6 protein-coding genes are annotated in these 7,318 nt (G+C 35.8%); 2 read left to right on the top strand and 4 right to left on the bottom strand.

Annotated features, from left to right (window positions below):
- Positions 1 to 108: 108 nt before the first annotated feature.
- Together F3D68_RS10765 and F3D68_RS10760 are read right to left on the bottom strand one after the other, a co-directional pair.
- On the bottom strand, positions 109 to 891 hold the full coding sequence (locus F3D68_RS10765; RefSeq protein WP_151194440.1) for a DNA/RNA non-specific endonuclease: 783 nt from the start codon (positions 889 to 891) through the stop codon (positions 109 to 111).
- On the bottom strand, positions 878 to 2,302 hold the full coding sequence (locus F3D68_RS10760; RefSeq protein ID WP_191092809.1) for a S8 family serine peptidase: 1,425 nt from the start codon (positions 2,300 to 2,302) through the stop codon (positions 878 to 880). Before F3D68_RS10760 ends, F3D68_RS10765 begins: the two co-directional genes overlap by 14 nt.
- A gap of 472 nt (positions 2,303 to 2,774) precedes the next feature.
- On the opposite strand from F3D68_RS10760, the gene F3D68_RS10755 reads away from it, so the two are divergent.
- Positions 2,775 to 4,658: a hypothetical protein gene (locus tag F3D68_RS10755; protein ID WP_151194438.1), complete on the top strand. Its 1,884-nt coding sequence runs from the start codon at positions 2,775 to 2,777 to the stop codon at positions 4,656 to 4,658.
- A 16-nt stretch (positions 4,659 to 4,674) separates the two neighbouring features.
- Positions 4,675 to 5,277 carry a hypothetical protein gene (locus tag F3D68_RS10750; protein ID WP_151194437.1) on the top strand — a complete coding sequence of 201 codons (603 nt, stop codon included), beginning with the start codon at positions 4,675 to 4,677 and terminating at the stop codon, positions 5,275 to 5,277.
- A gap of 9 nt (positions 5,278 to 5,286) precedes the next feature.
- On the opposite strand, the gene F3D68_RS10745 is transcribed toward F3D68_RS10750, so the two are convergent.
- Both F3D68_RS10745 and F3D68_RS10740 read right to left on the bottom strand, forming a co-directional pair.
- Positions 5,287 to 6,225, bottom strand: coding sequence for a LysR family transcriptional regulator (locus F3D68_RS10745; protein ID WP_151194436.1), 939 nt, complete (start codon positions 6,223 to 6,225; stop codon positions 5,287 to 5,289).
- 165 nt (positions 6,226 to 6,390) lie between these two features.
- Positions 6,391 to 7,074 (bottom strand): hypothetical protein, encoded by a 684-nt coding sequence (locus F3D68_RS10740; protein WP_151194435.1) that lies wholly within the window; start codon positions 7,072 to 7,074, stop codon positions 6,391 to 6,393.
- Between the last annotated feature and the right edge of the window lie 244 nt (positions 7,075 to 7,318).

Below are 7,318 nucleotides of genomic sequence, written 5' to 3'. Positions count from 1 at the left end.
CATCAAGAAACAACGTGAAATAAGCTTATGTGAGAATAGAGTTAAAAAACTTCATTTGAAATCTCTGGCGTCAAAGCCTTATTTTATATGATCTCCAGTCATTTCCGGTCAGGCACTAGATAGCCCCTTTGTAAGACTATGTTCTGAGGTATCAGAAAAAAGATGCAATTGTGTTCTGCTTAACACTTCATCTAGACTGACTTCATAACTACAGAAACTATCATACCGTTGTGCTGTTTGCGGCATAATAAATGCGCTTATTTCTGTTGTTTTGTTATCTTTTTTGCTTAATATAATCTTCCAATAGCTGCTTGGAATTTGGTGAGAAATCGTGGCAAAAGGTAGCACCGGCATGTATGACTCATATAGAGTTCCTGTAAGAACATAGAGCACATGACCTCTTTTTGATAATTCTCGTTCTTTTAGCTCAAGCTTCTGCCAAGGACCTTGGTTGAGCTGTGATTTTTGAGGCGTAATATTTGACAAATAGTTGGTTTCTTTCCAGCTGCTGTCTGGAGAGTTGCCAAAATGTCCTAAGGGAGCTTGATGCCCTCGATCATAACTCTGTAACATGTGTGCATCAAGGTAGTCTCTTGGTGATAAAGTTGAGTTTGGATCAATTTTAGGATCTTGACGCCACTTTCGCTGTGTTTTCCCACCAATGTTGCTTGAGATAACGCGATAAGCAACCCAGTCGGCAAATTTTGTTTCTATATTAGCGCTTAGTGCATAAGCAGAACGGTTCAAATAAACATTACTAATAGGTGTTTGACTAGGGCAGCAATTATCAATGCAGTTTTCACTTTGGAACAGACATGATGCAGTGGCAGAATTAACAGCAGTTATAATTAATGTTGTCAATACCCCTATGGTCAAATTAAAGGTTGTCATAACTAGCCACTCGTATAGTAAGTTCTTTTTGTGCTAAATTAATAGCGTATTTTGCGCTAATTACGCCATTTTCTTGATAGGAGCGTGAAAGAATGCTTGCAACTTGTTTATAACTAATACTTGGATTAATTCGGTATAGTAATGCGACAATCCCTGATACATGTGGGGCTGCCATACTGGTCCCCTGAAAAAAAGCATAGCGACCATTAACCGTTGAAAGCACTTTGCCATTTTCAGGATCAATTTTCGAATCTCCTCCTGGTGCTTTGATGATTGTTGATTTTGTAAACCAGTTATCGCTGGCATAAGTAGAATAAAATGAACGCTTTCCTGTAGGACCAGTTGCTTCAACAACGATGGCATTTAGGTTGGGGCAGCCAGAGGGGATGTCATTCCATAATTCATGCCCATCATTTCCAGCAGCAATGACGACCGTTGATCCCATTTTATTTGCTTCATTAACAACATATTCCCATGCATGACACATCATAGGCATAACAAATAAAAACCAATCAAATTCATCAATACCAGCATCAACTCTGGACATACCCAAGCTAAGATTAATCACTTTGGCTGGGTTTGGATTGACACCTGCTTTAGCCTCTGGAGAGCCTGCGGCCCATAAAACAGCCTCTAATATGGCATTCGTATCTCCAGAACCATTATCCTCTAAAGCTTTAATGGGGAGTATTTTTACATGCTTATCAAAGCCAGTTACACCATGAATATAGGGACCATTGGCACCAATGATGCCAGCCACATGACTCCCGTGATAAGACCCTCTATCAGTAATGTGGTTATCAACAACAAGAGGGATTCCATCATCTAAGCTATCCAGTTCGTCAGGGAATTCACTATTACCTCTTTGTAATAATTGGATTTCCTCCATAGTCATATCAAAATCACTGACACTATTAATGTCATCAGTCATTTCATCCCAGTCAGGTGGATTTCCTATTTCAGTCTTAGCTTCATTTAGTTTTTGATAATCAATCCAAAAATGTCTGCCAATTTTTTGATTGAGCTTACTATCTAGCTCTTTCATGTAATGGTAGGGAGTACCTGTATCAATAATTGCTACATAAACATCGTGCTGATTCTTATGCGCATAGTTTAGAGGTATTTCATCGAGCATAATACCTGCATCAGGCTTATACATTGACCATTGATAAGCAGCGAAGTGATGATTGGTAGTATTTGCTTGGGTGCTCATAACGCCTACTGGCAATGCATGTAATTTAAAACCATTTGGGATGCTATATCCTGCATCAGGATGGTTCTTTAAATACTCTGTGTGTTGATGATAAAATGATGCGTAGTCAATCATGCTATCATGTTCACCATAGCTAAGTGAGCATGTGATAAAAACGCTTGAGATGCTAATTAAGTTTTTGATTTTATTAAGTCCCATTTTATACTCCATTATTTACGATTGTTGATACGTACGAACCGAATTGATGTTCGATATATTTCCTTTGGTTAGTTTTCTTTGCGGGGGAGGGAATTTGGTAGACTCAAAAGTCCCCTGTAAACTAACTACATTCTATGCTAAATGGGCTGCATGCGAATGACTTGTCTAATACATTGCATGTTGTAACGAGATGAAACGGGGCTTGAAATTATACGACTCGTTACAACATGCAATGTATTTAGGGTGAGTTATTGTAGGAAATAAGATAATTTGTTCTTGTCACCTTGCTGTTTTAGTTAATTTTGCAACTTCTTAGCTGGCGTGTGTATGTTTTTAAGGTGGATAAGCCGCTGTTAAAATAAAGAGAGTCAATATAAGCAATTTGGAGGCAGTTGATATGGCACTGGTTTATAATAGTCACATGATTCTAGGACATAAATGTAAAGGGTTAATAAGAAGGGTTAGCATTAGATTGTTACTGTTTTTTATGTTGATCAACCTTGGTCAGGGTTTTGAAATACAGGAGAAAACAGGCTTAGAGACGATTAAAAATATCAATGTAAGTTTCAAGACTGGGGCAGTTCATCAACAAAAGAAGGGTTTAGCCATAGAAGGTAGTTGGAGCAATGCTACAAATGAGTTAATGAATTTGTTAAGTCATGGAACCATGTTTAGTAATTACTTAAATTTTGTATTTAAAGTGAATAACTATACAGTTAATGGCATCATAACCAAAATACTTGTTTTTGATCGAGAGGGAACAAATGGTAATGTGGAGACTTATGTAGCTATTGGTTATTCTAATGCGGATTTAATCATCTATAAAGCCAATATGAATGTCAATGATTTAGGCTATCTAGGACCAGAAATAGAGGATAAACAGACAGGCAAATTTATTGAAGGCAGTGTTTTAAAATATACTGCACAGGATTTCTTTGGTAGTATGAGTGAAAGCTATGCAATTACTTCTTTGACTTATTTTCCGAATGTAAATCCAGAAACACATTTATTTGATAAAACTAAAGGGCAGTTGTTGATTGGATTTGGAAGAACAAAAAGTATTTTTCAAGTTGCTAGTCCTGATATTTTCTCAGCTACTTTTCGTTACGCGCGTCAAGAAACTGAAAAAGGAGGGGGGCTTGCTGCGGTTGAGTTATCCAATCTAGCTGGAGTGCCAAAAGTTGTCACTGTGTTACCAAATGAAAATGACTATGGCGTTGCGAATGTATATGTTATTTATCAACCAATTAACGCTAATCAAGGAAGTTATAATCGTGCTTTCGTGGTAGAGTCTGTTGCGACTAGCCAACACTTCAGCATGGATGTAGGTTTTGAAATACAAAATGTTGGAGGTATACCTATACCTATACCAACTTCAGGCACATTAAACTTTCTACAAGATTTCTTAAATCCATTTAAAAAGCCAGTAAGAGATGATGTTAGAAGATATAGTTATTTCCTTACGGAAACAGGTGACGCAGTCCATAATGTTACAACCAACAAAAATAGTGATAGTTATGATATTCCAACAAATACCTTGGCAACTTCGCATGCTATTTTTATGGGGTATTCAGATGGTAGCTTATGGTCAATTCATCTAGGGACAGATGCAATTAAGCTGATATCTAAAACCCCAATACAGAATATTTTTCCATTAGATGGAGCCGTTATATTTCAGGCATTTAATGAGCAAACACGAACTTTGATTGCTGCAACCGAGCATCAGATGAAGTTTATAACCTTTGATGAAACTTATGATACTTTAATTAATCACAAAACTTGGGAAAATGTTGATGGTATTTACCCAGTCATATATAGCCACTATGGCAATAGAACCTATATCATTATGAGCGATGGTTCTTTTAATGTTTTTTGGTATGATAGTGAGGTGAATGATTATCAGCAACTTCAGCTATCATCTGCTAATACGCTATTTAAATCTATAACAGCTCTGGAAGTTGCCGAAGATGGCGAGGTGGTTTATTTTGCTGTAGCTAATGCCCCTAAGGTAGCAATGGCAGATGTGTTCTTATTGACTTATGATATGAATGAACAGGAGGTAACAAAAGTGAATAGGTTAAATCAAGAGCCATTTGATCATCAGGTTGAAAAAGCTAAGTTTATTTATTCCAGTGATAATGGTAAAACACCTCAAGGGGTTAGTATTGAGATGTCAAAGCGAGGATTAAAAGGTCCTATTGTTCATTACGGTGGCAAATATACTTATCACTTTGACGACAGAGAATGGCAGATGATCATTGGGAATAATATATGCGAAAGTATTGCTTATCCAGATGATTTACAAAAAAATGCATGGCTAACTAAGGGGTCATGTTATCCAGTTGAACCATTTTAGAAAAGAGATTTTATAGATGAACATCATTAAATATTATATTTTAAGCCCACTTTTTGGTATAAGTTTAGTTTCACTATTATGTAGTAATATTTCCTTTGCAAATATAACAATACCATTAAATTTTCGAATGGCTGGTGATTTGGGTGAGATTTCAATCGACTTTAATCCAGAGTCATTGATCACAGCACAGCCTCAGTATTCAAACTATGTTAGTCATGAAGTTATTCATAAAGCACACCCAGACTTAGGCTATAAATATACTCAACTGAACTTGACCTTAACAAAGGTATATGATGAGGACATGCATACGATGCTGTATAGCAGAATTAGTGATGGTGGTTTTGTGGTAGATCACCCCGTTAAAAATTGCTCTAGAAGCTCTGATGGGTATGTTTTCAATTTAAAAATTGCTATTAATGGTAGCTTGGTCAAAGGTGAGATCATCTTGCTACATTGTTCAGGAGGGCTCTTTGGTCTTGAGCATTTATATATTCTGGCAAACAATAACCCTAATGGTCGCTACTTAGAAACGGTGAATGGTCATCAGTACACCGTTTCACACACCTATTATGGCAAGGGAGATTATGCAAAAGATAGCTTCACATTTAAATTAAGATAACAGATATTGTTATAACCAGTAGTCTAGCGTTTTTAATTTATCAATAACAGAACTTAGTGCATCTTTAATCAAGGTGTTTTTGAGTGACTCTCGATTAATAAGCATATAGGTGGTAAATTGATTGCTAGATAGCTCTGGTAATATATTTATTAAGTCGGTGTTTTCAGATTTGACAATAGATTCAGGCAATAGTCCGATTCCATAATTTTGAGTAACTAATTTATGTTGCATCAGTACGGCGTCTGTACCAATGGTTTGTTCCAAGCTAAGATGTATCTCCTGCTCGCTATTAGTTTCTTTTAATGTCCATATCCTATTGGGATGCAAATTATTATAAATACAAATATGCTTGGTCAAATCATCAGCAGATTGAATTTCTGAGTGATGTTGTAGATACTTCTTACTAGCATATAGTTTGTGCGTTGTAGATAGGCTTAACTTAACAATCCACTCCTCATCATCGATTAAATGTAACAAACTATCATGTATAAAAATCACGTCAAATTGATCAAAAAGGGCTTTTGAGATGACGCCAAAATTTAGCATTTGATAGTAGGTGTAGCTTGTCATTTCAACGGAAATATTAGGGTGATTTTGAAGGATAGCATCAATACATTGTTGACCAAAAAAATAGTAAATGCCGATATTGTTAAAAAAGCGAATTTTCATATTTTTACTATCAGATTTATTGGTTAGTTCAAGAATACTATCATTCGTCATCTCAATTAAATTTTGTAATCTTGGTAAAAATTGCTGACCAAAGTGGGTCAGTTCAATTCTCCCACTTTTAGTAGAAATTAAATTTTGCTTCAAATGAAACTCAAGTCGTTGAATTTTTCTTGAGATCGTTGTTCTGTGTTCGCCTGTGTGCTCAGCAGCACCAGAAATTGAACCAATTTTTATTACTTGTAGCAAAGCCGTTGCATCAGTAAAAAAGTCCGTATACATATCTGAATTCCTTATTGTTATACTTCCACTTATCACTTGTAACTGTAGCAAAAAAAATAAAAATAGATAACATTATTCGTATTAAAGTAGAAAGAAGAAGCTTACATCTATAGCTCCCTAGGTATGGAGTTTAGAGTATTACCATCAACTTCTAACGTTATTTGACTAAAGAAGAAGTAATGACAATATGATTTTAGCAACGTTTAGACCCATTTTGATATCATTTAAAACTTTCATTGCTTCGTTATATTGTGCTTCTGTCAGAGCTGATGAGCATTGACCAACACAGATATAAAACATTGAACCATTATTACCTTGAAATAGTAGGGGGGGCTGAATGTTTCCTGATGCTGAGTTATATGATATATAACAGTCAGCCTGTTGCAATGCATCATCTTTTATAGCACATATTTGTACCCAATTATACATATTATCTTTGTAGTCGTTTGCACCATAGATCGTTCCGGAAAATACTACTACACCAGAGTAATCATCATCGTAATCACCGTCGTCGCAAGTCTCTTCTGATCCATTGTAACCAAAGTTACACGTTGTAGCACCATAGTAATTAATTAAGGTTTTAAATGTATCTGTGCATGAAGATGAATCACCATGAACTCCATCTAATTCAAAGTATATCTCGCTAGAATCACTAGAGTCGGTTACGCCATCATAGTAAGAAAAATCAGCATCAGGGTTGCAGTCCGTATTATATGCTATAGAGGATTTGTTTAAGGTCATTAAGGCCACGTTACTATCATCATCTATAACTAAACCATATCCATCGGTGGCGAATGCACAAGTATAAAAAAATAAAAATAGAACAATTAAGATAGGTGTTTTCATCATATGTAGCTCCTTTTTTCGATTAGACGCGAGTAGTCGCTTAATAACTATTAAAGCATTGTTTGTAACTACCCAGCAGGTTAAACTTTGGTAAATCGTGATTTTTAGCAATTTTTCTCGATTTGATGTTTTCATTTGCAAATAAATATGGCGTAATTTGATCGATGGATATGAAACTAGAAAAAATGATTCAAGAGCTATTGGCTAGAATCGACACGCTTGAGCGTGAAAATGCTCGATTAAAAGA

Origin of the sequence: Cysteiniphilum sp. JM-1 (assembly GCF_008711525.1) — a bacterium.
Classification (GTDB): domain Bacteria; phylum Pseudomonadota; class Gammaproteobacteria; order Francisellales; family Francisellaceae; genus Caedibacter.
Note: the sequence above shows the minus strand (reverse complement) of the source record. Positions and strands in the feature narration are given on the sequence as shown.

Coding starts and splice junctions, on each gene's coding strand:
- F3D68_RS10765 (WP_151194440.1), bottom strand. CDS start 891: ATGACAACCTTTAATTTGACCATAGGGGTATTGACAACATTAATTATA.
- F3D68_RS10760 (WP_191092809.1), bottom strand. CDS start 2,302: ATGGGACTTAATAAAATCAAAAACTTAATTAGCATCTCAAGCGTTTTT.
- F3D68_RS10750 (WP_151194437.1), top strand. CDS start 4,675: ATGAACATCATTAAATATTATATTTTAAGCCCACTTTTTGGTATAAGT.
- F3D68_RS10745 (WP_151194436.1), bottom strand. CDS start 6,225: ATGTATACGGACTTTTTTACTGATGCAACGGCTTTGCTACAAGTAATA.
- F3D68_RS10740 (WP_151194435.1), bottom strand. CDS start 7,074: ATGATGAAAACACCTATCTTAATTGTTCTATTTTTATTTTTTTATACT.